This is a genomic window from Chloracidobacterium sp., assembly GCA_016711345.1.
GTDB lineage: Bacteria > Acidobacteriota > Blastocatellia > Pyrinomonadales > Pyrinomonadaceae > OLB17.
Window position 1 is genome coordinate 3,162,119 of sequence record JADJTD010000001.1, and the last position, 23,449, is coordinate 3,185,567.

Annotated in this window: 19 protein-coding genes; 9 read left to right on the forward strand and 10 right to left on the reverse strand. The window is 50.5% G+C overall.

Features of this window, described 5'->3' with window-relative positions; all coding sequences use genetic code 11:
- The first annotated feature begins 22 nt into the window (after positions 1-22).
- Both IPL32_13095 and trxA read left to right on the forward strand, forming a co-directional pair.
- Positions 23-1,036 (forward strand): NAD(P)-dependent alcohol dehydrogenase, encoded by a 1,014-nt coding sequence (locus IPL32_13095; GenBank protein MBK8466759.1) that lies wholly within the window; start codon positions 23-25, stop codon positions 1,034-1,036.
- Between the two features lie 163 nt (positions 1,037-1,199).
- A complete protein-coding gene (trxA, locus tag IPL32_13100; GenBank protein ID MBK8466760.1) occupies positions 1,200-1,526 on the forward strand; it encodes a thioredoxin in 327 nt (108 codons plus the stop codon).
- A 289-nt stretch (positions 1,527-1,815) separates the two neighbouring features.
- Here the strand turns inward: trxA and IPL32_13105 are convergent, their stop codons facing one another.
- Positions 1,816-3,588 (reverse strand): AAA family ATPase, encoded by a 1,773-nt coding sequence (locus IPL32_13105; GenBank protein ID MBK8466761.1) that lies wholly within the window; start codon positions 3,586-3,588, stop codon positions 1,816-1,818.
- Positions 3,589-3,818: 230 nt separating this feature from the next.
- Here IPL32_13105 and IPL32_13110 point away from each other — a divergent pair, with 230 nt between their 5' ends.
- Both IPL32_13110 and IPL32_13115 read left to right on the forward strand, forming a co-directional pair.
- On the forward strand, positions 3,819-6,548 hold the full coding sequence (locus IPL32_13110) for a VCBS repeat-containing protein (GenBank protein ID MBK8466762.1): 2,730 nt from the start codon (positions 3,819-3,821) through the stop codon (positions 6,546-6,548).
- A gap of 55 nt (positions 6,549-6,603) precedes the next feature.
- Complete coding sequence (locus IPL32_13115; protein ID MBK8466763.1) at positions 6,604-7,713, forward strand: VWA domain-containing protein; 1,110 nt, start codon at positions 6,604-6,606, stop codon at positions 7,711-7,713.
- Positions 7,714-7,767: 54 nt separating this feature from the next.
- Here IPL32_13115 and IPL32_13120 read toward each other — a convergent pair whose 3' ends face one another.
- Positions 7,768-9,432, reverse strand: coding sequence for a VCBS repeat-containing protein (locus IPL32_13120; GenBank protein ID MBK8466764.1), 1,665 nt, complete (start codon positions 9,430-9,432; stop codon positions 7,768-7,770).
- Positions 9,433-9,605: 173 nt separating this feature from the next.
- On the opposite strand from IPL32_13120, the gene IPL32_13125 reads away from it, so the two are divergent.
- Together IPL32_13125 and IPL32_13130 are read left to right on the forward strand one after the other, a co-directional pair.
- Positions 9,606-10,796, forward strand: a complete 1,191-nt coding sequence (locus IPL32_13125) for a phosphopentomutase (protein MBK8466765.1) — start codon at positions 9,606-9,608, stop codon at positions 10,794-10,796.
- A 143-nt stretch (positions 10,797-10,939) separates the two neighbouring features.
- The gene (locus IPL32_13130) at positions 10,940-11,791 is read left to right on the forward strand and encodes a M20/M25/M40 family metallo-hydrolase (GenBank protein ID MBK8466766.1); all 852 of its coding nucleotides are present in this window, start codon (positions 10,940-10,942) and stop codon (positions 11,789-11,791) included.
- 19 nt (positions 11,792-11,810) lie between these two features.
- Here IPL32_13130 and IPL32_13135 read toward each other — a convergent pair whose 3' ends face one another.
- Both IPL32_13135 and IPL32_13140 read right to left on the reverse strand, forming a co-directional pair.
- The gene (locus tag IPL32_13135; GenBank protein ID MBK8466767.1) at positions 11,811-12,431 is read right to left on the reverse strand and encodes a DUF2779 domain-containing protein; all 621 of its coding nucleotides are present in this window, start codon (positions 12,429-12,431) and stop codon (positions 11,811-11,813) included.
- An 8-nt stretch (positions 12,432-12,439) separates the two neighbouring features.
- Positions 12,440-13,252, reverse strand: coding sequence for a hypothetical protein (locus IPL32_13140; protein ID MBK8466768.1), 813 nt, complete (start codon positions 13,250-13,252; stop codon positions 12,440-12,442).
- Between the two features lie 89 nt (positions 13,253-13,341).
- On the opposite strand from IPL32_13140, the gene IPL32_13145 reads away from it, so the two are divergent.
- Together IPL32_13145 and tsaD are read left to right on the forward strand one after the other, a co-directional pair.
- Entirely contained in the window at positions 13,342-13,641 is a 300-nt protein-coding gene (locus IPL32_13145) for a DUF4286 family protein (protein ID MBK8466769.1), read from the forward strand.
- 17 nt (positions 13,642-13,658) lie between these two features.
- Positions 13,659-14,735 carry a tRNA (adenosine(37)-N6)-threonylcarbamoyltransferase complex transferase subunit TsaD gene (gene tsaD, locus IPL32_13150; GenBank protein MBK8466770.1) on the forward strand — a complete coding sequence of 359 codons (1,077 nt, stop codon included), beginning with the start codon at positions 13,659-13,661 and terminating at the stop codon, positions 14,733-14,735.
- A gap of 24 nt (positions 14,736-14,759) precedes the next feature.
- Here the strand turns inward: tsaD and IPL32_13155 are convergent, their stop codons facing one another.
- The 3 genes from IPL32_13155 to IPL32_13165 are packed head-to-tail and all read right to left on the reverse strand — an operon-like array spanning position 14,760 to position 16,316.
- Positions 14,760-15,488, reverse strand: a complete 729-nt coding sequence (locus tag IPL32_13155) for a ComF family protein (protein ID MBK8466771.1) — start codon at positions 15,486-15,488, stop codon at positions 14,760-14,762.
- Between the two features lie 10 nt (positions 15,489-15,498).
- Positions 15,499-15,867 carry a TraR/DksA family transcriptional regulator gene (locus IPL32_13160; protein ID MBK8466772.1) on the reverse strand — a complete coding sequence of 123 codons (369 nt, stop codon included), beginning with the start codon at positions 15,865-15,867 and terminating at the stop codon, positions 15,499-15,501.
- Positions 15,864-16,316: a 23S rRNA (pseudouridine(1915)-N(3))-methyltransferase RlmH gene (locus IPL32_13165; GenBank protein MBK8466773.1), complete on the reverse strand. Its 453-nt coding sequence runs from the start codon at positions 16,314-16,316 to the stop codon at positions 15,864-15,866. Before IPL32_13165 ends, IPL32_13160 begins: the two co-directional genes overlap by 4 nt.
- 258 nt (positions 16,317-16,574) lie before the next feature.
- Between IPL32_13165 and IPL32_13170 the strand changes: the two genes are divergently transcribed.
- Entirely contained in the window at positions 16,575-20,153 is a 3,579-nt protein-coding gene (locus tag IPL32_13170; protein MBK8466774.1) for a hypothetical protein, read from the forward strand.
- A 572-nt stretch (positions 20,154-20,725) separates the two neighbouring features.
- Here IPL32_13170 and rsfS read toward each other — a convergent pair.
- Genes rsfS through obgE form a run of 3 tightly spaced genes read right to left on the reverse strand, consistent with a single transcriptional unit; the run spans position 20,726 to position 22,904 of the window.
- A complete protein-coding gene (gene rsfS, locus IPL32_13175) occupies positions 20,726-21,154 on the reverse strand; it encodes a ribosome silencing factor (protein MBK8466775.1) in 429 nt (142 codons plus the stop codon).
- Positions 21,154-21,807, reverse strand: a complete 654-nt coding sequence (gene nadD, locus IPL32_13180; protein ID MBK8466776.1) for a nicotinate (nicotinamide) nucleotide adenylyltransferase — start codon at positions 21,805-21,807, stop codon at positions 21,154-21,156. Before nadD ends, rsfS begins: the two co-directional genes overlap by 1 nt.
- A gap of 56 nt (positions 21,808-21,863) precedes the next feature.
- Positions 21,864-22,904, reverse strand: a complete 1,041-nt coding sequence (gene obgE / locus IPL32_13185; protein MBK8466777.1) for a GTPase ObgE — start codon at positions 22,902-22,904, stop codon at positions 21,864-21,866.
- Positions 22,905-23,449 lie beyond the last annotated feature (545 nt).

Consider the following 23,449-nt stretch of genomic DNA (forward strand, 5'->3'; position numbering starts at 1 on the left):
TTGCGGCGGTTATTTGCTCCCAATGAGAGCTTACGAAATATCACAATTTGGCATCGAAAATCTCAGCATTGTCGAGCGGGTAATGCCTGTGCCCGCGCCGAATGAGGTTGTTGTAAAGTTTCACGCTGCGTCGCTCAATTTCCGCGACGTGATGGTTGTCAAAGGCCAATACAATCCTCGAATGAAGCTGCCTGCGGTGCCGTTTTCAGACGGTTCGGGCGAGATCGTCGAGGTCGGAGAAAGCGTCACCAAATGGAAGACCGGCGACCGCGTTTGTTCGACCGTGATTCAAGCATGGACCGACGGTGAGCCGTCTGCCGCAAAATCAAAGTCCGCTATCGGAGCAGGGAACGACGGCGTTCTTCGCGAGTACGGAGCGTTTAACGAGGAAGGTTTGGTTGCGGTTCCCGCACATCTTTCTTACGAAGAAGCCGCGACTTTGCCATGTGCCGCGCTGACCGCTTGGAACGCTCTTGTGGTTTCGGGAAAGATAAAATCCGGCGACACTGTTCTGACGCTTGGAACAGGCGGCGTGTCGGTTTTTGCAGTGCAGTTTACAAAGCACTTCGGGGCAAAGGTCATCGCGACTTCCGGTAGCGATGAAAAGCTCGAACGCATAAAACAGCTTGGTGCAGACGAGATCATCAATTACAAAACAACGCCCGATTGGGACAAGGCCGTACTCGAATTGACCGACGGCATCGGCGTCGATCACGTGATCGAGGTCGGCGGAACAGGCACTTTGCCGCGTTCTGTTAAGGCGGTTCGAGTGGGCGGCCACATCGCTCTGATCGGTGCATTAGACATGTCGGGTGAATTTAATCCGGTGCCGGTCTTTATGAAGGGAATTCGCGTACAGGGAATCTTCATCGGCTCGCGGCAGATGTTTGAAGAGATGAACGCCGAGATCGCCGCAAGCAACCTTAAGCCGGTCATCGACCGCGTATTCGAATTCGACAAGGCTCGCGAAGCCCTAAATTACATGGAAAGCGGCTCGCATTTTGGGAAGATAGTCGTGTCAGTAGCCCGCACGTAAGTAAGGGCTCAACAAGACACAGTGTCGACCCGAGGAATGAAGATTGACCACATAGAATTCCAGGACGGCCCTTACTTACGTGCGGGCTACGGACACGCTTGGCAAAAATCGAATAGAACCGTTAGAATTTAATTTCGTACTTATAGTTATGGTAGGAGAAAAAATGGCACATTTTGCAAAAGAAGCAACAGACACAAATTTTGAAACCGATGTTTTAGGCTCGGACAAGCCCGTATTGGTGGACTTTTGGGCCGAATGGTGCGGCCCTTGCCGCATGATCGCCCCGACCGTCGAGGCTATCGCCGAAGAGTATCAGGAAAAGGCGGGTGTCTTTAAGATGAACGTTGACGAAAACATGAACGTCCCGCAGCAGTTCGGAATTCGCGGCATTCCGACGTTGATCGTCTTCAAAAGCGGCAAAGAACAAGAACGCATAGTGGGCGCCGTCACCCGCGAAGCGATCGCCAAGGTCATCGACAAATACGTTTAGTTAGAAGCAACAATTTAGTAGAGCAAAAGGCTTCGCCATCCGCGAAGCCTTTTCCGCTTAACTGGTTTCAACAGAAATTTTCTTATGGGCCTTGCCCCTCGCTGAGCGGCGAGGGCTATGCCTCGCCGGATGAGTCTCCCAAACTTTCGCGGCTATGCCGCCGCTCTGGTTCCACCGATTTTTGCTCTTCTCAGAGTTCTCTGTGTCTTCGCTTTGTGGACTTTGTGTTTAGATGTTTTCTCAACACAGAGAACACAAAGTGAAGACACAGAGGACACGGCCCAAAAAACTAGTCAACCTCCTCACGATCGTTTTCGTCTTCATCAACCCAGATAATTCCGTTACGTGGGCCGTCGGGTTTGTCGATGAGGATGCTCTTGACGCCCAAGGAGTCGCGGACGTGTTTTTTTAATCGGCCTTTCGAGTCAAACGAATACCATATGGCCGGTTTGCCGGTGTATTCGTCCTCGGTTTCGATCCAGATGTCGTGGTCGAAGGCGTTGAGCGAGTGTTTCACCCCTTGGGGCAATTTAGTCAGATCGATCGGCACTCCTTTTTCATTGACGGTCGGCCAGCCTTTGCGTGAATGACGTTCGTTAACCGCAGATGACCCGGATGACGCAGATGAAGAATGATCTTTGTCTTTATCTTTGTCTTTTTCGTTATCTGCGTCATCTGCGTCTATCTCCGGCGGAAATTGACCGACATCATAAACGTCTTTTATAAACTCCGCATACTGTTTGTCTTCGATGAGCTTCGGAGTGATGCCGGTCTTTTCGTACGCCTTACTTGCTCTATAAGAAGCGTTGTCGATGAGGCCGTATTCGCGCATCAGCAGCCGGTATTGCGGGTCGTTGTCGGGAATGCTCGGGTCGTAAAGCAGTCCGAATTTCGGGTGGTTCTTCGCTTCGTCGTACTCTTCGTGGCCGGGGAAATGGTTTTTGTCTTTTGTCGGGTCGTATTGCTCGCGTACAAATGTTTCCCGCTTCATAGCAGCGCCGATCTCTTTGTTCCACATTTGCAGATAGCGGTGAACGGTCGTTCTCGGAATATCGAGTTCCGCAGCGATCTCTCGAATGCTTTTTCCTTCGTCCGACAATCTCTTTACTTTATCGATCGCGGGCCAAAGCCGGTCGTCACTCGTCTGATGTTTGTGATCGTTCTCAGCGTGATAACCGTAATGCTCAAAGCCGAGAAAGTTGCCGCCGAGCCGCTTGAGCATGAGCGATGCTACGCGCGATTCGTCAAAGATCTTTTCGCTGCTGTGGACGATCATTTGTTTCAGATATCTTGCAGATGGATCGAGCCTGCTCGTGCCCAGCTTAAACACGCTGTCGGCAAACCGGCTGAACAAGGCCGAGCAGCTTCCGGCGGCACTTTCACGCACCGAACCGTACTTCGACGACCTCGCCAGCACGAGTATCGAGATGCCGCGCTTTGTTTTTATGCGATGCAGTCCCTTCATCATCGCGTACGTCTCGCGGTAGCCGTAAACCGAACGGTGCAAATAAGTTATGCTGTCGATGATGACGACTTTTGCTTTGTATTTATGTGCCAGCTTCTCAACAAGCAGCGGCAGGATTTCGTCAAACGTCTTATATCCGTCCGGCACTTTGCAATGGATGTCGATGTCCACGCGGTGAAGGTTTTTTGAGAATTTGTATGGGTTTTTGAGAGTCTCGCCGTCCTCTGGATCGTGCTCCTCGGCATATCGCATTGCGAATTGTTTTGATGATTGTTTCAGGTTTATATATAGAACCTTTTGCGCCGCCGACGTACACGCAAGCTCATCGTTCAGAGTTACGCCTTCAGGCGTGATCTTGCCGGCATAACCTTTGCCGCGTGCAACGGCTTCGGCGATCTGCACCGCGAGCAGGCTCTTTCCGGCTCCGGGATCGCCTGTCAGCACCGCGATCTCGCCCTCAATCCACAACTGCCCGAAAAGCAGCTTCGACACAGGCACCGAACATACCTGCGCCATCCATTCGTTAAATTTCTTGACGACGACAAGACCCTCAAGATCCGGCTCTTCTGCATATTGTAATGTGTGTTTCGTGTTCATGTGTGTTCCTCGCAAAAGATGCATTGTTCAAATATCATTTACAGATCGCGATGTGTGCTATATAATGGTTTGTAGCATCTGTGAGACAAGATTGCAAGCAAAAATGCTTGAAAAAAAACAGTGGGACAGTGGGACACCTTGGGACAGGCGAACTGAAATATTTTCAACCACCACTGTATTAGTATTATTTTTGTTGCTGTTTTGCCGGATCGTGGGAGTAAACTGTACTTATGCAAAGACTGATCATTTTTACCATTATTGGCATAGCCGCAGTTATGTATTTTATGTTGTCCGTTACCGGCAGTGAGCATGTAGCCGCAAACCCGGCTTCCGAGGTCTCAGTGCCGCTAGGAGGTACATGTTCTTCGCAAGTGCTCTGGGACCAGATGAGCAACTTTGGAACGAACGGAACGGCGTCGCAGGATTTTGAGACTGCCAATAACGCATTCGATGCCGAGGCGATGGAAGATTTCACGGTCACGTCGGGTCAAAGCTGGGCGATACAAAAGATAGTTGCACGCGGCATCTACTTCAACGGCTCAGGCCCCGCAGACTCATTCAATGTAAGGATCGGCTCCTCAGTGTTCAACGGATTGAGTTATACAAAAAATGGGGATGAGTTCGAGATAACTTTGCCGTCGAGCGTTACTCTTCAAACGGGAATTTACTGGGCATCGGTCCAGGCGAGAATGGATTTCACGCCCGGCGGACAATGGGCCTGGGCAAATCGAGCCGCATTTCCGTCTTTGAGCGTAGCCCAATGGAAAAATCCGGGCGGCGGCTACTCCATCCCGCAGTGCGTGAACTTTGCCAATAGAGGAGCCGTCTGCGGCATAGATCCATCTTTCCCCGAACAAGCATTCCGCCTCGAAGGCTTCATCGTCACCGGAAGCTGCTCGACCCCAACCGCAACCAGCACACCAACGCCGACTGTTTCAGGAAGTCCTTCTTCGACGCCGACAAATACTGTCTCTTCAACGCCGACGACTACTCCAACGAGTACGCCTACCGCAACACCGACAATTCCGCCAATCGTGTTGACGATCAATTCGCTTAATGATCCTGGAAACGGGGTTTGTGATGACAATGAATGCACATTGCGTGAAGCGATCAATGCTGTTAATGAAAACGGTCCAGGCGAGGACTTTATTACGTTTGCCGGCTCTCTTTTCCCAGCACCTCAAGTCATAGAACTCCAAACCGCTTTGCCTTCGATCAATACTCCGATGGCACTACTCGGTCCGGGAGCGAACAAATTGACGGTGCGGCGTGCGGATGGTGCAGCGGATTTTTCCGTCTTTTCGATTGCGGGTGTATCGTCGAATGTCAGGCTCGAAGGGATGACCATCGCGAACGGGCGAGCGGAATATGGCGGCGGGATCGTCAGCTTCGGGAACTTAACGTTGAATTATGTGCATATCACCGGCAATTATGCATCAAATGTCGGAGGCGGTGTTCATCTTAGAGTCTTCTTTACTCCCATAAACGCCGTTTTCAACGGCTGCACGATCAGCGGCAACACGGCGGGCGATTTCGGCGGTGCCGGAATTGGCTTCTATGGCGAGAGTGGATCAAACTTAAAGATCCTCAACAGCACTATAAGTGCTAACAATTCGACGACCGGCGCGGGCGGAGGTATTCTGTTTTTTTCTGCCATTGACGAAAGCACACTGAATGTTGTGAACAGTACAATCGCCAATAATTCAGCGGGCACAGGTGGAGGTATTTATACAACTGCCAGTCCCGTTGATCAAGCAACAACTACATTGCGTAATACCATAATAGCTAACAATTCGCCCAATAATCTGAGTGCTTTTATACAACCGGAAGCAACGTATGTTTCTCAAGGCTTTAATTTGACGAACGATAACGGCGGCGGTTACCTAAACGCCACTGGTGACAAAATCAATGCCTTTCCACGCCTTGCTCCGCTAGGCAATTACGGCGGAACAACTCCAACACACGCCCTGCTGTCACGTAGTGATGCTCTCGACGCAGGCAATAATGCAGGTTCGGGCGTTATATATGACCAGCGATTGTCAATGAGGCCAAAGGATCTGGCATCCATCCCCAATGCGGCTGACGGAACTGATATCGGATCTTATGAGGCAGAAGGACTTCCAAGCCAAGCCTTATTTGACTACGACGGTGACAGCAAGACAGATATTTCGGTGTTTCGTCCGACGGATGGAGCTTGGTATATCCAGCAATCTCAGGCTGGGCTTTATGGAACTTTGTTTGGGTTTGGTTCGGACAAGATAGCTCCGGCTGACTATGATGGTGACGGGAAGACTGACATAGCTGTTTATAGGCCTTCGACTGGGATTTGGTATGTACTCAAGAGTTCGGATGGAACAGTCGAGTATTACGTGTTTGGGCTTGCAGAAGACTTGCCGACACCCGCTGATTATGATGGCGATGGAAAGGCTGATGTTTCTGTGTTTCGTCCATCGACCGGAACTTGGTATCGGCAGAACAGCTCAAATGGGTCGTTCTCCGGTATTCAATTCGGAGCAGGTGAAGACAAGCCGACAGTCGGAGACTTTGACGGCGACGGTAAGTCCGACATCGCGGTATTTAGGCCATCGTCCGGAGCGTGGTATCGGATAAACAGCGGCGACGGTTCGCTCTATGGCGAATTGTTTGGGTTTGGAACGGACATTATCGCGCCAGCAGACTACGACGGCGACGGCAAGACCGACCTTGGTGCATATCGAGCGACAGACGGCATCTGGTATCTGAAATATAGTTCGAATTCGGTTTACGACTACAAAGTCTTTGGGCTAGCCAGCGACATACCTGCGCCGGGTGATTTTGATGGTGACGGCAAAACTGATATCAATGTCTTCCGACCGTCAGACGGCACATGGTATCGCCAGAACAGTTCGAACGGAGCGTTCATCGCTTTCCAGTTCGGAGCAACCGGCGACAAGCCGACGATGACCGCGTTTAGGTATTAGTTACACACTTGAATGTAATCTATTTTAGAAAGTATAAGTGAGGCAGATCGTTTTTATGCGTTTGAGAATGTTTTTTCCATTGCTGATGTTTATGCTTGGAATTTCTGTTTGCGCTTTTGCACAGACGCCGAAGCCGACCGAGAATGACGAGGTCATTCGAGTCGATACGCAGCTTGTCGATGTGCCTATTGCGGTTGTTTCGGCAAACGGCACGCCGCTGCGTGGATTGAAGGCCTCAAACTTTATCGTCACCGAAGACGGCAAGCGGCAGGAGATCGTCGATTTTTCCACAACGACCGAACCTTTCGAAGTTGCTCTGCTGCTCGACACTTCCGGCTCGGCAAGGTTGGACCTGCGCCTGATACAAAGCGCGGCTCAGTCATTTGTAGCTTCACTGAGGCCCGGCGACCGCGTTGCGATCATTGCGTACAGCACTGAACGCAAGGACAATCAGGCGTTTGCCGTGGAAGAGGTCGTTAGTCCGCTCACGTCCGACCGTAAACTGCTTCGCACGGCGATCGACAGTGTCAGGACCAGCAACAGCACTCCTTACTACGACTCGCTGATGAAGGTCGTGAATAATGTTTTTCGCGATCCGCCGCAGGAGCAATTTCGCGGACGGCGAGCGCTGGTTGCATTGACTGACGGTGTAGATTCTGTAAGCTCTTCGGATTTTTATGAGGTCAAGGAAGCTCTCAGTGATGCCGGGATCATATCTTTTTTTATCCAGGTTGACACGCGAGACGATTTCGAATCTCAGCTTTCCGGAGACTGCAACTTGGCGATACGCTTTTCTACTGCACAGATCAGGCGCTACTATCGTGGCATAAAGGGCAAGGGTATGGAAAGAGCTACAAGTTTTTGCCAGCTTGGCGAATTTGAGCGGCTTGCGGTCAGCAAAACGCTATATGAAACAGCGGACGCCGAGATGCATGACCTTGCCAAAACTTCGGGCGGGAAAGTATTTCCCGTCGGCGATCTCAGCGAGGCACGAGCAGCCTTTAAGATTGTCGCAGACGAGATCGGAACAAAGTATTCTATCGGCTATTATTCGTCGAACGAAAAACGCGACGGAACTTATCGCAAGATAAAAATTGAACTCAAGGGTTTGCCCGCCGGAGCCACGGTAAGGTCTCGCGAAGGTTATACCGCCCCCGCAAACTGATAAAAAAAGGCCCGGCGAAGTTGCCGGGCCTTGAGTTCATTGCTCTTTGACAATTTAATGCACTGACCAATTTGCGGGTGGATAGTCGCAATTGCTGGCGTCCGGGCACTGTCCCCATTGGAACGCTCGAACCGAGTTGTTTCCGGAATTGAGGATGTAGAAAGCAGTCTGTCCCGGTGTCGAGCTTCCACGCCAGACTGCTATATCTGTCTTGCCATCACCGTCATAGTCGCCGGGAACCGACACATCACCCGTGATTCCCCACTGCTGGAAGAAGCCCGCTCCGGTTCGCAAAAGAACATAGTGATTTCTAAATCCACCAACTGTTCTGCGGACACAGAAATCGGACTTTCCGTCTCCATCGTAATCACCCGGAATGAGGAAGTCCGAACTGAATCCCCAGTCGATATATTCGACAGTTCCAATGGAATTGAGAAGCAAAATAAATTGTCCCTGTGACAGGTTGCTGGGGTTAGACCGTTGGATACAGAAATCGTTCTTGCCGTCGCCATTAAAGTCGCCGACAAGCGGGAAAAAGTCTCCGTCAACTCCAAAGCCCCATGGTATTGACGTTACGTTGCCCGATGGATTATTCAGGCTGCCACGGTAATGGAAGTAGCATTGGCCATCCGGTCCCGACACCGAAGGACAGCTATAGACAGTTGGATCGGCTTTGCCGTCACCGTCATAGTCACCGACGACCGCAGGATCGTCATTCTCGACGCCAAGAGCCTCAAATCTCACGGTGTTGTTGGTGCTCTGTAGAGTATAGAACCCTGCAGAGCCTGCGACACCTGGACGCCAGACCGTTATATCGGATTTATTGTCGCCATCGAAATCTTCGGGAACGATAAAATCCGTTGCCGCCGCCCCGAAAAAGGCGTAAGTGATCCCGGCAGGAGGATTTGAGATGCCATCGTAGTTGTACCAGACGATCGTTCCGCCCTCATTTCTCGCAACGGAGATATCAGTCTTGCCGTCGCCGTTGAAATCTGTCACATGCTGGACCTGCGAAGGTCCGCCTGTGCTGATCGTGAGAGTCGAAGCCGTGACTGAACCGGTATCGACCGCACAGCCGTCCGTTACGATCAGTGACCATGTTCCGTTAGGGTCAGCAACTCCTGCAAAAGCGGCGTCAAGGTTAGTGAACGGAGCAGGACTGGTCTGCGTAGAACTTCCGGGCTCGGTTGTTCTGTATGTTCCCGCTGTCATGATCTCAGCAGTCGTGCGAGCAGCCGCTTCCTGCCACCAGCCTCCGCTTGGTTGAGCGGGAGCGGTGTCCGAGAATATGTAAGTGGCACCGAGATTAGTATTGTCGCCAAATGCAGTGGCTGCGGTCGCTCCGGTTCGTTCGAAGAGTATTTGCGATGATCCGTCAGGTGCATATAGTGTCGCGGAGATATCTCCCATATATGGATGGCCCAAAGTCATGCTAAGAGAGATACCCGTCGGAACTCCGCTCAGGCCGCTAGCCTCATAAGCAATTGTAAGGGGAGCACCGGGTTGAGGGCATCCTGCACCGCCATCGGGTATGTCTCCGAAACCCGATCCGGGAAATGTTGCAAACGCGGCATTGGAAGTCGGCACACTTGATCGAGCCTGCGCCGAAGTGGTCGTTGAATAAATGCCGCTCCAAAAAATGGCGGCAGCCGTAAGACATAATGCCAAAAAAGCATATGTTGCAAAACGAATGTTCTTGTCGGATCTTTTGAGAAACATCTGGCCCTCCTTGCTGGCTCTGAAAATAAATATTGGAAAATTTGTCTGAACTATTGAAAAATTTAGTCTTTTTTTCGCTGTGATGTCAATAAATACGTGATAACGGTGATAGCTTGGCGACAATTTCCGTCATGGAATTTAAGATTTCGCGGATTCGTGGCAAAATTAGGGTTATGAAGTCGAAATATAAACGTGTCTGTTTGATGGTGTTGGATAGTGCCGGTATCGGTGAAATGCCCGATGCTGCGGCGTGGGGCGACGCAGGTTCTGATACGCTTGGTCACATTCTCGAATCACGCCACGTTAACATTCCGAACCTACAGGCAATGGGGCTTGGAAACATTGCGCCGCTCAACGGACTTGGAGCGGTTGAACGTCCAACGGGTTCATACGGCAAATGCACGCTCAAGTCCGATGGTAAAGATACGACGACTGGTCATTGGGAAATGGCAGGCATAATTCTTGAACAGGGTTTCCCAAAATTTCCGGACGGGTTTCCGCCGAGGATCATAGATGAGTTTATTGCCAAAGCTAATGTTCCGGGCGTGCTCGGTAATGTCCCGGCAAGCGGCACTGAAATTATAAAGGAACTTGGAGAAGAGCACGTCCGCACGGGAAAGCCGATCGTTTACACTTCGGCAGACAGTGTTTTTCAAATAGCCGCTCACGAGGAAGTCGTACATATCGACCGCCTCTATGAAATGTGCGAGATCGCCAGGAACATTCTGCAAGGTGATGATCAAGTTGCCCGCGTGATCGCAAGGCCTTTTCTCGGAGACAATGCCGAAGATTTTAAGCGCACTGAGAATCGTCACGACTACGCAGTGCCGCCGCCGAGAAACCTCTTGCCAAAGCTGAAAGATGCCGGGCTTGATGTCGTGTGCATCGGCAAGATCGCATCCATCTATGATGGAATCGGCGTGACGGAAGAATTGACCGCAAAGAACAACGACCAAACAATCGATCAGACGATCAATGCTTTGAATGCCGATTCACATGGACTTATATTCTGCAATTTGGTCGATTTTGACATGCTGTACGGCCACCGACGCGATACGGAAGGCTATGCGAAGGCCCTTGAGCATTTCGATACACGATTGCCGGAGATCATCGACGCCATGAACATTGACGACTTGCTCATTATGACCGCCGACCATGGCAATGATCCGACATATCGCGGCTCGGACCATACACGCGAATATGTGCCGTTGCTTGTTTACGGTAAAGCCGCCGCACCGGGCGTATGTCTGGGTACGCGGCAATCGCTATCGGACATCGGGCAGACTATTGCGGAGAATTTCGGAGTAAGAATTGACGACGGGATCAGTTTCTTAACGAACATTTGCGTGTCTTCTGAAGCCTGATAGAAGAACTTATGAAACCAAATTGTCTCAAAAGGCTTGGCCTGATAGTGGCGTTATTGGTCGCATCAAGTATTTATGTTTTTGCGCAAACCGGCACGAAACCGGTCATCTCGGCAGTTGATGAAAAGAATGTGCGGGCGGCGATGAACTTTCTCGCCGGCGATGCGATGCAGGGACGTCAAAGTGGAACGGTGTTTGAATGGATCGCGGCTGAATATATCGGTTCGCAATTCATGCAGTTTGGCCTCGAACCGGCAGGTGATAAAGATGCCTCAGGAAAAGAGACTTTTGTTCAGGCTGTTGTTAAGCCGCGACAAACATGGAACGCGATCGGAAAGATCACCGGAACAGATAAAAAACTCTCGGCGGAAGTAATTCTTATAAGTGCGCATCTCGACCATTTAGGAGTGCGTGAAAATGTGCCTGGCGATGACAAAATTTATAACGGTGCAGATGACGATGCTTCAGGCTCGATAGCGGTTTTGGAACTTGCCCGCGTGTTGGGCAGCGGACACAAGCCTAAACGAACAGTTTATTTTGTATGTTTTGGCAGTGAGGAAATTGGCGGCGTTGGTGCGACATATTTCGTCAACAATCTTCCTTTTCCTAAAGAAAAACTGGTTGCAAATCTTGAATTTGAGATGATCGGCCGTCCTGATGCGAAGGTTAAGCCCGAGGAACTTTGGTTGACCGGCTATGAGCGTTCAAATCTCGGGCCTGAACTCGCAAAGCGTGGTGCCAAGCTTGTTCAAGATCCGCATCCGGAGCAGAATTTCTTTCGCAGATCAGATAATTACACGCTAGCTAAGCAAGGAATTATCGCCCACACAGTTTCCAGTTTTGGCATTCACTCCGATTATCATAAGGTCAGCGACGAGATCAAAACGATTGACTTTGTGCATATGACGCAGGCTATCAACTCGATGGTCGCGTCCGTGCAATGGCTGGTTAATTCTGATTTCAAGCCGTCTTGGAACGAAGGTAAGAAGCCTTAATAGAGACTAGCAAGCGGCTTTATAACGCAGCAAGCACTCGAAAGATCTCGACCATCGCGAATGTATCCAGTTCGCAGTATTCCTGAAGATCGTTGAATATAGTCAACCGCTCGGCATCGTTCATACTCGTCCACGTCGCGGCACGAAACCATTTTATTGTCGCTGCCATGCCTTCGCTTATGCCGAGTTCTTGATACGAAAGCGACGGCACGAGAACCGGCAGAACCTTCTTGATCGATGTCTTGCCTTTGAAGTCAGGATGAATATAGAGATTTTCTGAAAAGATCTTCATCAGGTCGTAGGTCTTGGCATTTACCTCGTTAAAGAAGTCTGCGAGGTCGGGAAACATTTCGGCCATTTCCGTGTTGCGGCCCTTTTCAAACGCTTCGTACCAGACAAAAACTGTGCCGATGCCGCCTGACATTGAATCGCGTAAATGCTCGGCGACTGAACGCGGCGGGCCGTCATTACCGCGGGATAAATATTCGCGGTGTCGCAGTTCCGCTCCTGGTTGATCGATCGTGTGCAGCGAATACTGAAAACACATCTGCTGAAAAGGTTTAATGCCGTCGAACTGCGGGATTGCATATGCAAACGTTTCGTAGTCGAGAAAATGAAGCGGATATTCCCATTCGCTCATCTTTTTGGCTATCTTCTCGCGGTCAATTTTAGTTTCGCGCGACTTGGCGGCTTGCACCTGTGACCGCTGTTTGGGGACAGTGGAAAATCATCGGGAACGTCAACGATGTCGATAATGCCGTCTACAAGAAGCTGTCGGCGTTTATCGTGCTTGAGGAACGAAATATCGAAAACTGTGTATTCGGGCAGGCCGGGAAAATTAAGCTTGATAAACTGGCAATCGAGTTTTTTATCAAGACAATAATCTACAAGCGAAGGAACAGGAGTTGAAGCCAGATATTCGAAAGCCTTCTGAATTTGATCTTCGGTCTGAGCGAGCCTTGGATCGACAGTTTCCGTGACTTCGGTAACAGTAAATAGCTGTTCGACATCGATCTCGCCTTGGCGAACGTATTCGCTGTTCATTGTGATGACATACGCACGGCGAACGCTAGCGCCGGAACGTTCCGCAACGACCTTTTGAAACGCAACATCGTCGTAATGTTCTTCTTTCACAGATGAGGACGATTTTATTTCAAATATTTCGATCTCGCCTGACGCTCTGTCCGTCACGACAATGTCGCTGCGTGCGGCAACGTCTGCGGTTTGGAATGTCCGCTGAAAATCGACTGCGATCTCATCGTTCATCTGAAATCGGGACATTTGTTTGACGAGTTGCTCGACCGCGTAACCTTGCTGACGCAGATGCTCGTGTTCAAGCGTAATCTCCTTTGCGACTAACAGCGGCTGATGATATTCCAACCAAAACTCCTGCGGACATTTTAGGAAGTTAAGGTAAGCGGTTTTTGTGAGACGAAAAGCCATTTTTGTTTTGGACTGCATTTTTGTTAGGTTCCTGTTCGTGTTATTTTACGCCTAAGTTAAGAATAAATCACTTGCAACAAAACAGCGCTTTTTACCGGAGAAAGATAATGCTCATTTACGAAGTAACCGCAACCGTTGACAGCGAACTAACCGCCGAATACGAAGAGTATATGACCGAGCAGCATATTCCCGATCTGCTGGCGACCGGGCATTTTGCGGCCGCGTTTTTTGCGAAGAACGGTTTGCAGTACAAAATGGGGTATCACGTCGATTCTCAGGAACAGCTCGCCAACTATTTGGCCAATGATGCCGAGCGGCTTCGTGCCGAAGTTAAAGATCGTTTTCCAACCGGCATCGAATTCTCGCGTCAAGTGTTGGAGATCGTTAAATTATTTCCAAGCCCATAATCTGCTAATCTGGTTACATGCTCATTTTAGGCATCGAAAGCTCTTGCGATGAGACGGCCGCTGCAGTTGTGCGTGACGGGCGCGAGATCGTTTCGTCGGTGATCGCTTCGCAGATCGAAATGCACAAGCCTTGGGGCGGCGTTGTGCCGGAGCTTGCATCACGTGAGCATCTCGAGAAGATCGAGCCGATAGTTGCCGAAGCTCTTGAAAAGGCTGAGGTGTCTCTGACTGAGATCGACGCCATCGCCGTTACACAAGGTCCCGGATTGATCGGTTCGCTGCTGGTCGGCGTCTGCTATGCGAAATCGCTTGCGTACTCGCTCGGCATTCCTTGTATCGGTGTGAATCATATCGAAGGACACGTTTATTCTGTCGCGTTCGAGAATCCTGAGGTTGAATATCCCGCACTGGCTTTGATAGTTTCCGGAGGCCATACAAACATATTTTACGTACCGAAGGAAGGGCAGTATAAAGTAGTATCTCGGACGCGTGACGATGCGGCGGGCGAGGCTTTTGACAAGGTCGCGAAGATGCTCGGGCTTGGTTATCCGGGCGGGCCGGTGATCGAGAAACTTGCATTGGAAGGCGATGCGAGCCATGTTAAATTTCCAAAGGCCAAAATATCTGACGGCCGACCTGATCTCAGCTTTAGCGGACTGAAAACGGCAGTCGCACGATACGTTCGTGAAAATGAGATCGCTCCGTTTGCTGACGGTGAAGAGCCGACTCAGCCGATCAAAAACTTAGCGGCCAGTTTTCAGGCAGCGGTCGTCAACGCGCTCGTTGGAACTCTCGAAAAACTTGCCATCGAACTACAGCCAAAAACTCTGATCGTCGCTGGCGGTGTTGCATGCAATTTGTCGCTCAAGACATCTGCCGAAGACGCAGCGAAAAGGCTCGCGTTACCTGTCTATTTCCCGTCGAAACACCTCTCGACCGACAACGCCGCGATGATCGCCGCTGCCGGTTATTTTCATCTAAAGAACGGCTCGCAAGCTGATCTTAGAATGACCGCCGACATATCTATGCGCCTACAGAATCTCGAAAACGAAGACCTTGAATTGAAAAAACGCGGCGTACCTTATCGTTTATAGAGACGATCTTTGATTGTTAAATATCTATTTCATCACCGCTCGTGCGAGCGTGAAGACACTGATCTTGTCCGCTCCATGCTTCTTCAGAATTCGCGCACATGCAGATGCCGTGGCACCGGAAGTGAACACGTCGTCGACGAGCAGAATATTCTTTCCGTTGATCAATTTGGGACGAGCAACCTCGAACGCATTCTTAACGGTCAATTCCCGCGCCTTTCTGTCCATTCCGATGCGGTGGATAGGCGTGGGAAGCTTTCTCGTCAAGCTGTGGCTGTCTAATGGAATACAAAGCGCCGCTGAGACGGGACCGGCGATTATTTCGGCCTGATTAAATCCGCGTTCGCGTCGCCGCAGTCGTGAAAGCGGTATTGGGATGATCGTGTCAACTTCGTTTAGAGATCGCAAAGTACCCGACGATCGAATCATAGACCGAAGCCGCGAGGGCAGGGAAGGCGCGGTTTTCAGATTCACGATCGCCGCAGCCAAAGCCTTTTCATATATGCCGAGAGCAACTGCTTTACTGTAATGATGATCGTCGCATTGACGGCAATAGACCGCGACGGGAGCGGCTTTGTCGCCAAAAAAAGCTCCGCATTTATTGCAGAGCATTTCAGTCCCGTCGAAGAGCCGTGTGGTTGTCCAACATTCGCGGCAAGCGGTGCCGTCCGAATGATCTTCGACATGGGCAGAACAGACGCGGCACTCTTGCGGATAAACTAATGAGAAAAGCGAATTTCTGAGTGCCGCGATCATGTTTCAAATCTTATTCTTCGTCGAGCAGTCCGCGCTCCAGAAGTTCCTGACAATCCAAACAGAATCTGGCCCAAGGAATCGCGGCGAGACGTTTTTGATTGATCTCCTTTTCGCAATTTAGGCAGGTGCCGTATTCCTTGTCTTCGATGCGAAGGAGGGCTTCGTCGATGAGGGCGAGCTGCTTGCTCTCATTTTCCGAAACTGCAAGCATCACATTTTTTGAATAGTTCCTGACTGCAAGATCCACAGGATCAGGCGTTTCCGCATCGTCGATCGACAGATCGTTGCCTTTCAGCTTTTCGATCAACAGGTCTCGCTCGCGGAGCAGCTTTTCTTTTACTTCTTTTAATGCAGTTTTAGTTAGTGCGGATTTTGTCATTTCTGGTATGGAAAGCCCTTAAGTATTGTGTATGCCCGGTATAATTGCTCAAGTAAAACGACACGAGCCATCTCGTGTGTAAAAGTAAGAAACGATAAAGATAGCACGTGGTCAGCCCTTTCGGCAACTGCTGACGATATGCCATCGGCACCGCCTATCACGAATGCGATCTCTTTCGATCCGCCGTTTTGCCATTTTTCAACTTCCTTTGCTAATTCCGGCGATGACAGCCCTTGACCGGTCACATCGAGAAGACAGACAAAGGAGCTTTGATTCACTTTTTCTAGAATACGTTTGCCTTCAATTTCTCTCCCCTCATGAGCCGCCGAATCCTTGACCTCAACGACCTCAAACTTCACAAAATGCCCCAGCCGCCCCAAATACTCATCATGCAGCGCCCGCCAATTCTTATCCCTGGTCTTCCCAACCCAAATAAACCGAAATTTCATTGCATTCTAGAAACTACCCAACAACCCAAATTCAAGCAACATGTGATTAGCCATCCGATGTGCACTTACGCTAGCACATTGACGCGCGCTTTGAAATACCAACTTTCCCGATATGACCTAACTTTCTCGATTTGACCAAAGTTTCCGACTTCAACATAGTTTTACCCGCCCGGCGTGGCTAAGTGTAAAGTTTAATGGCGGAAAATGTCGGGGTTTTACGCTTAGTATTTAAAGACCGCAAAATCGGAGAATCTTGATATGAACTCATCTAGGCCAGCCGGCACACTGATCGCTTTACTTGTAATCGTCTTACTTGAAATATTAATAGCACGTAATGTTATGGCCAGTACACAGACGGACATCGTTGGGCCGACAGGCAGCGTGTCCTTTGGCCGCTTTGTCACGGCGCTGCCTAATGGCAACATCGTTATCGCTGATCCGGGCTTTACAGAGCCGGGCGGCGGGCCAACTGCGGTCGGCGCCGTTTATCTCTACAACGGGGCGACGGGAACAATGATAAGCCGAATAACCGGCTCAACCGCCTTTGACGCGATCGGGGATTTTGGTATGAGGATCGTCGGAAATGGGAATTTCATAATTCGCAGTTCAGGCTGGGACAACGGATCTGCGACCAGCGCAGGTGCGGTCACATGGTGCAGCGGTACAATAGGATGCACAGGAGTAGTTTCGCCCGCAAATTCTCTTGTCGGCTCGACTTCCGATGACGGCGTTTATATACCCACGGTTCTTGCTAACGGGAACTATGTTGTCGTTAGCCTCTCGTGGGACAACGGTGTAGTCGCAAATGTAGGTGCCGTTACGTTTTGCGACGGAAATACCGGAAAGTTCGGCACCATTACTGCTGCGAATTCTCTTATCGGATCAACTTTGAACGATCGAGTAGGAAGCAGTGACAGTGGCCTCCTCCCGCTGCTGGATGGCCCCAACTTTCTCGTACACTCACCGATATGGGACAACGGAGCAGCGACAAACGCCGGAGCAATCACATGGTGCAGCGGCACAACCGGATGCACCGGCGTTGTTTCAGCAGCTAATTCACTCGTCGGCTCTTCTATAAACGATCAGGTCGGCGGCACGGGAAATTCGACAGTTTCGCGATTTACGAACGGAAACTACGTCGTGCGTAGCCCCAACTGGGACGCCGGTGCGATTACAAACGTCGGAGCAGCAACCTTTGCTAACGGTGCAACCGGCATTGCAGGAACGATCTCGGCCTCTAATTCGCTCGTCGGCACGACTGCGAGCGATCAGGTGTCGAGCGGCAGCGTGACAGTTACATCGGCGGGAAAGTACATTGTTCGCAGCCCGCTATGGGATAGCGGAGTCGTCGCCAATACTGGTGCCGTAACTTTGGGCGACGTGGCAACGGGTGGCTCTGGCGTAGTGTCAGCGGCGAATTCGCTCATTGGCACGACGGCGGGCGATCAGGTCGGCAGCGGCAGCGCAATTTTTTCACCGAGCGGGAAATATATAGTCTCCAGCCCTAACTGGGACAATGGAGCAATAGTCGATGTAGGCGCCGTTACATTTCTGGACACCTCAAGTAATTTGATCGGCGTGGTGAGTGCCGCCAATTCGCTGATCGGTACCACAGCCTCAGATCAGGTCGGCAGCGGCGGCATAACTCAGCCGAATGGCAATTTCCTGGTTCTTAGCCCTAACTGGGACAACGGATTAATAGTCGACGCTGGCGCTGGGACATTTTTGAACGCTTCCGGCAGCCTTTCGGGTACCGTGACGGCTGCAAATTCGCTTGTCGGCACGACAGCCAGCGATCGTGTTGGTTTTCGCGGATCGCGAACATTGACAAATGGCAACTACCTCATTAGCAGCCCATTTTGGAACAATGGAGTTATCGCTGATGTCGGAGCCGTTAGCTTTGGCAATGGAACGACTGGTGTTACAGGTGCGATAACGGCGAGCAACTCATATATTGGTGGAACTGCCGACGACCGTATCGGCGACATATTTAATGGAGTTACTGCGCTCGCAAACGGCAACTATCTTATCTCCAGTCCTAGTTGGGATAATGGACTGACCGCAAACGTTGGAGCATTGACTTATGGAAACGGATCGACGGGTTCTACAGGTCTCGTGTCTACGGCAAATTCCCTATACGGCACAACACCCGATGATTTTATCAACCAGGCCGTTATAGTCCTTGCTAACGGCAATTATGTCGTTAGGCAACCCGCGTGGGACAACGGGGCAGCAGCGAACGCGGGTGCCGTTACGTTTGGCAATCCTGCGGTTCCACTAATAGGGCCGGTTTCCGCTGCAAATTCACTTGTCGGCACTAGCGCAGGGGACAATCTTGCTAACACTTCGGAACCCGTTGTCGAACTCTCGAACGGCGCCTATCTGATAAATAGCCCCTCATGGAACAATGGAGCCATCGAAAATGCCGGAGCTATCACCATAGCGAATGGAACTACGGGAATCTCAGGCCCCGTTTCGTCGGCAAACTCTCTGGTAGGAAGCACAGCGTTCGATGGTGTAGGTGGTGCATCTTTCTTTGTGAGTTCGACGTTTGGAAATGGGCTTTATCCGTTACGTTCCCCAGACTGGGCTAATGGGGCTATATCGAGGGCCGGAGCCATAACTTATCTTGACGCATCTATCGGTGTCTCGGGCCCGATCAGTAGCTCAAACAGCGTTCTGGGAAACACCGCGAACGGCGGATCGAATTTATCAGTGTCATTCGACGCAGTAAACAATCAAATGGTAGTCGGGCGTTCCGGAGATAGGATAGTGACGTTATTCCGTCCCGCCGGCGGAACAACTCCGACACCCACAAACACCCCAACAAATACGCCGACTGCTGCAGGAACACCATCGATCATTGGCACTGTTACATATGGCAATGCTATCGGAGCGCCGACACCGCGATTTGTTTCTAATGTGACGATTACGGGAGCAGGTTCGCCGACGGTGATGACGACGACTGCTGCTCCTGGTGCGAGTGCGGGACAATATACGCTGACCGGTTTTGGAGCGGGCTCATATACTGTGACGCCGACAAAAATGGGGGGATCGAATAGCATTACTTCATTTGATGCCGCCCGGATCTCACAGCATGTCGCAGGGCCGCCGAATCCGTTGTTGACCGGAAATCAGTTGGTGGTGGCAGATGTGAGCGGCAACACTTCGGTTACGTCGTTCGATGCGGCGATGATCGCGAAGTTCGCTGCCGGGCCGCCATATGAAGCTCCGGGCATCGGTTCGACGTCGACCTGGCGATTTACGCCAACAAACAGGAACTACGCATCGGTTGCAAGCAGCATCTCTGGAGAAGACTATTCTGCATTGCTGATGGGCGAGGTTTCGGGCAACTGGAACAACACAGGAGCGAGGCCGGCGGGAACAGTGGTCAGTGGGCAGTGGGCAGTGGACGGTGAAGACAACTATAGGATGGCGAGACCGATCAACGTCACGGTTCAGGAGGTTTTGACGGCAGCGGATAAGGAGATCGTTGTTTTGGTTAGTGTTGAAGACATTGCGGATAAGGAAGTGATCTCTTATGAGTTTGACCTCAGATATGATACTTCGGTGATACAGCCTTTGGTTGAGCCAGTCGATGTTTCGGGAACTGTAAGTCGAGGGCTTTCAGTTGTGACAAATGCGGCTGAGCCGGGTCTTTTGCGAGTTGTTGTTTATGGAGCTTGGCCGCTAAATGAAAACGGCTTGCTTTTGAATCTGAGATTTACGTCCGTTGGTTCGGCTGGTTCGGTTTCGCCGCTTTCGTTCGATCGGATAATGTTCAACGAAGGCGAGCCGAGGGTGACAATCACTGACGGAAAGATCGAACTTTTCTAGAATGCAGAAGCCTCACGTTAGAAAGGGGCGAAACACGCAACATCGGAGTCGAAAAAAAACTCAACGCAAAGTAGCAGAGGGGAATGTTCTTATTTCGGGCATGAGTTGATTTGGGTTTCTTTGCGCCTTGGCATCTTGGGGCGTCTTTGCGTTAAAAAACTCTCTTGCCCTTATTGCGAGTACGGCACTTTCTTATGTACGGACCTCTGCATGTGCCGACCATTCCGTCCATCCTGCCAACGCCGCCAAGGTTGAACCATCATACTCAGATATTATGATTTTCTGGTGGCTTTTTGGGGGGTGAAAAGTGGCTTTTTAGGGCGCTAAGATGGCTTTTTGGGGGGCTCAAACGGCTTTTTATCGATTATCCGAGTGCCGTTCTGTATAAAAGCCCGTAAAGACGGGGCAATTCGGCAAATTTTTAAAGCCATCGACACGAATATTGTCATAAAACTGTAACGGCTTAGTTTGAAGATCGTTGTGTTATGTGTTTCTTTGCTTTGTGTCCTCTGTGTTTAAATCCAACTAAACACAAGGCCACAGAGGAAATGACACACAGAACACAGAGATTTCTAGAGATTCTCAGGCAGTTCGACTTTGCGGGCGTCGAGCCATAGTCTTGCCAGGTCGTAGAATTCACGGGCCTCGCCGTTGAAGAGGTGGACTACGAAATCGCCGTAATCGAGCAGCACCCATTCGGCGGAATTGTAGCCTTCGATGCGTACGGGCCTTGTTCCGAGCTGCTTTTTGAGCTGTTCGTTAATCTCGTCGGCGATGGCCTGTACCTGGCGTTGGTTTGAACCACTGGCGATGACAAAGAACTCGGTAAAACTAGCAATATCACGCAGGTCGAGCGCGATCAGGTCGAAGGCTTTCTTCTCGGCGGCACACCGAATGGCGAGTTTTACGTCGGGGTCGAGTTCTGCAAAAGGCGTAGGCTTTTCGGCTATTTCAATTTTGACTGCTTCTCGCTGAAGCGATCTTTCCTGTGTTTCTTCCATTAGTTATAAATCTGATATTTTTCGATGTAATTTGCAACTTCCAAAGGCACATCTTCGCGCCAGGTTGTAACAATGTCGCGGATATTCTGTCTTATTTCAGTCGCTGAAATGTCTATGTTTACAGCGTCGGTGATGTAAATTGAGCGTTTAGATGGAAGAGACCCAGTCGCTATCGCTCCCGGTTCTGACCGCAGATCGACGATCCTTGATCTGATCTCATCAGTTACATGCGATAAGGCGATCTCAACACCGGGACGTGTCGCCACTATGTGATTTGATAACGCCAAAACCTTTTCCCATTCACGCCAAGTCGTTATGTCCATCCACGAATCTGCACCCATCACGAAATATATCTCGTCATTTGGCAGCTCGGCATTTAACCTCGTCAGAGTCTCGACCGAATATGGCCGCTCGGGCATTTCGATCTCCATTTTTGATACGCGAATGTTTGGTTCGTTTTGAGTAACTAGACAGAGCATTGCGTAGCGATCATAAGCCGAAGTCGACGTTTTACGGAGCTTGTGCGGAGCGTGAAATGCTGGAACAAACACAAACTCATCAAGGCTGAACTGATCTAACAACGCATGAGCGATCGCCAAATGCCCGCGATGAACCGGGTCGAACGAGCCTCCATAAAATGCTATTCGCTTCATTTGGGATAATTTCACCACAGAGATCACAGAGATCACAGAGATCACAGAGGCAAGGATCAAGCCGTTTTCAAGTTCTCTGTGGCCTCTTTGTTCTCTGTGGTGAATTGATCTATTGCTTTCGCGACCGCGTTGACCAACTCTTTCACGCCGTCGTTTGTTACTGACGAAATTGCGAAAAACACTTTCTTGTCTTTTTTCGCACGCTTTTTTAGAGCTTCGAGCCGTTCGGGTTCGTCGAGGGCGTCGATCTTTGTTGCTACCACTATCTGCGGGCGTGCGCCGAGATTGGCGTCGTAATTTGTCAGTTCGCGGTTGATGATCTCGTAATCAGAGATCGGATCGCGGCCCGACAGCGATGAAACATCTACGAGATGCAAGATGACCTTTGTCCGCTCAACGTGCCGCAAAAAGCGATGGCCGAGGCCTGCTCCGTCGGACGCACCTTCGATCAAACCGGGAATGTCGGCAACCACAAACGTCCGAAAATCGCCCATATCAACGACACCAAGATTTGGTTCCAGCGTCGTGAAAGGGTAATCGGCGATCTTTGGCTTGGCGGCAGAGATCACAGAGATCAAAGTCGATTTACCTGCGTTCGGAAACCCAACCAAGCCGACATCTGCGATCAGCTTCAACTCAAGCTGCAATTCCTTCTCGCCGCCGGGCCGCCCATTATAATGATATTTCGGAGCACGCTTGGTCGGAGTCGCAAAATGCGAATTGCCCCAACCGCCTTTGCCGCCTTTTGCCGCTAAATAACGCTGGCCAGCCTCGGTGAAATCAAAAAGAAGCTCATTAGTCTCTGGATCGAACACCTGCGTTCCTACAGGCACTTTTACTATCGCGTCTTCGCCGTCTTTGCCTGAGCGGTTTGAACCTTCGCCATGACGTCCGCGTTCGGCCTTGTGTTCGGGGTTAAATCGAAGGTGCAACAGCGTATTCAAACCCTCCGAGGCTTCCATCCAGACGCTGCCTCCGACTCCTCCATCGCCACCCGAAGGGCCTCCGCGCGGTATGAATTTCTCACGCCGAAATGCCGTAACACCGTCACCGCCGTTACCGGCCTTTACTTTGATCTTTACACGGTCGAGAAACATAAACCTTTATTCTATGTGTTAAGTCCTCGTAAGGAAAGTTGGTCAACATCGGCGTTCTAACTGTCCCAATCTGTCCCAAACGGAGTGGGACAGGCTAAGTTGTTGATTTCATTAGGTGTCCCATCAAGTGTCCCACTGTCCCACCGTTTTTTTTGTCCGGCTTGTCCGGATTTGTCCGGTGACCCCACCGGACAACGTGGGCCACTGTATTCACAATGGTTTACAGTCAAAAAAATGTCTTGTCCGGCAAATTTTACAAAAAAATAAGATATTGTCTTACAGCAAATCTAAACACAGCAATTAATGGGGTTACGGTATCGCCGGATTTTCTGAAGGGTAATCTTTGAGCGGACAAGCATTTCATCGAGGGTTATGCGTGAGTGCCGAAATGAGCACTCTGGCCTGCTTTGCGACTTCGCGTCTTTGCGGGAAAATTTTCTCCCGCAAAGACGCAAAGATCGCAAAGAAAGACAAGAAAAGACGTTCTTTGCCTTCAAATCTTGTTCACATTTCGTTTTCAAAGAGCAAAATCGCTGTAATCACGA

What these genes read in the sequence shown, in the direction of transcription:
- IPL32_13115 (MBK8466763.1), top strand. Translation starts at nt 6,604, where the DNA reads ATGCGTTTGAGAATGTTTTTTCCATTGCTGATGTTTATGCTTGGAATT.
- IPL32_13145 (MBK8466769.1), top strand. Translation starts at nt 13,342, where the DNA reads ATGCTCATTTACGAAGTAACCGCAACCGTTGACAGCGAACTAACCGCC.
- IPL32_13095 (MBK8466759.1), top strand. Translation starts at nt 23, where the DNA reads ATGAGAGCTTACGAAATATCACAATTTGGCATCGAAAATCTCAGCATT.
- obgE (MBK8466777.1), bottom strand. Translation starts at nt 22,904, where the DNA reads ATGTTTCTCGACCGTGTAAAGATCAAAGTAAAGGCCGGTAACGGCGGT.
- IPL32_13160 (MBK8466772.1), bottom strand. Translation starts at nt 15,867, where the DNA reads ATGACAAAATCCGCACTAACTAAAACTGCATTAAAAGAAGTAAAAGAA.
- rsfS (MBK8466775.1), bottom strand. Translation starts at nt 21,154, where the DNA reads ATGGAAGAAACACAGGAAAGATCGCTTCAGCGAGAAGCAGTCAAAATT.
- IPL32_13110 (MBK8466762.1), top strand. Translation starts at nt 3,819, where the DNA reads ATGCAAAGACTGATCATTTTTACCATTATTGGCATAGCCGCAGTTATG.
- nadD (MBK8466776.1), bottom strand. Translation starts at nt 21,807, where the DNA reads ATGAAGCGAATAGCATTTTATGGAGGCTCGTTCGACCCGGTTCATCGC.
- IPL32_13155 (MBK8466771.1), bottom strand. Translation starts at nt 15,488, where the DNA reads ATGATCGCGGCACTCAGAAATTCGCTTTTCTCATTAGTTTATCCGCAA.
- tsaD (MBK8466770.1), top strand. Translation starts at nt 13,659, where the DNA reads ATGCTCATTTTAGGCATCGAAAGCTCTTGCGATGAGACGGCCGCTGCA.
- trxA (MBK8466760.1), top strand. Translation starts at nt 1,200, where the DNA reads ATGGCACATTTTGCAAAAGAAGCAACAGACACAAATTTTGAAACCGAT.
- IPL32_13130 (MBK8466766.1), top strand. Translation starts at nt 10,940, where the DNA reads ATGAACTTTCTCGCCGGCGATGCGATGCAGGGACGTCAAAGTGGAACG.
- IPL32_13170 (MBK8466774.1), top strand. Translation starts at nt 16,575, where the DNA reads ATGAACTCATCTAGGCCAGCCGGCACACTGATCGCTTTACTTGTAATC.
- IPL32_13105 (MBK8466761.1), bottom strand. Translation starts at nt 3,588, where the DNA reads ATGAACACGAAACACACATTACAATATGCAGAAGAGCCGGATCTTGAG.
- IPL32_13135 (MBK8466767.1), bottom strand. Translation starts at nt 12,431, where the DNA reads ATGAGCGAATGGGAATATCCGCTTCATTTTCTCGACTACGAAACGTTT.
- IPL32_13140 (MBK8466768.1), bottom strand. Translation starts at nt 13,252, where the DNA reads ATGCAGTCCAAAACAAAAATGGCTTTTCGTCTCACAAAAACCGCTTAC.
- IPL32_13165 (MBK8466773.1), bottom strand. Translation starts at nt 16,316, where the DNA reads ATGAAATTTCGGTTTATTTGGGTTGGGAAGACCAGGGATAAGAATTGG.
- IPL32_13125 (MBK8466765.1), top strand. Translation starts at nt 9,606, where the DNA reads ATGAAGTCGAAATATAAACGTGTCTGTTTGATGGTGTTGGATAGTGCC.
- IPL32_13120 (MBK8466764.1), bottom strand. Translation starts at nt 9,432, where the DNA reads ATGTTTCTCAAAAGATCCGACAAGAACATTCGTTTTGCAACATATGCT.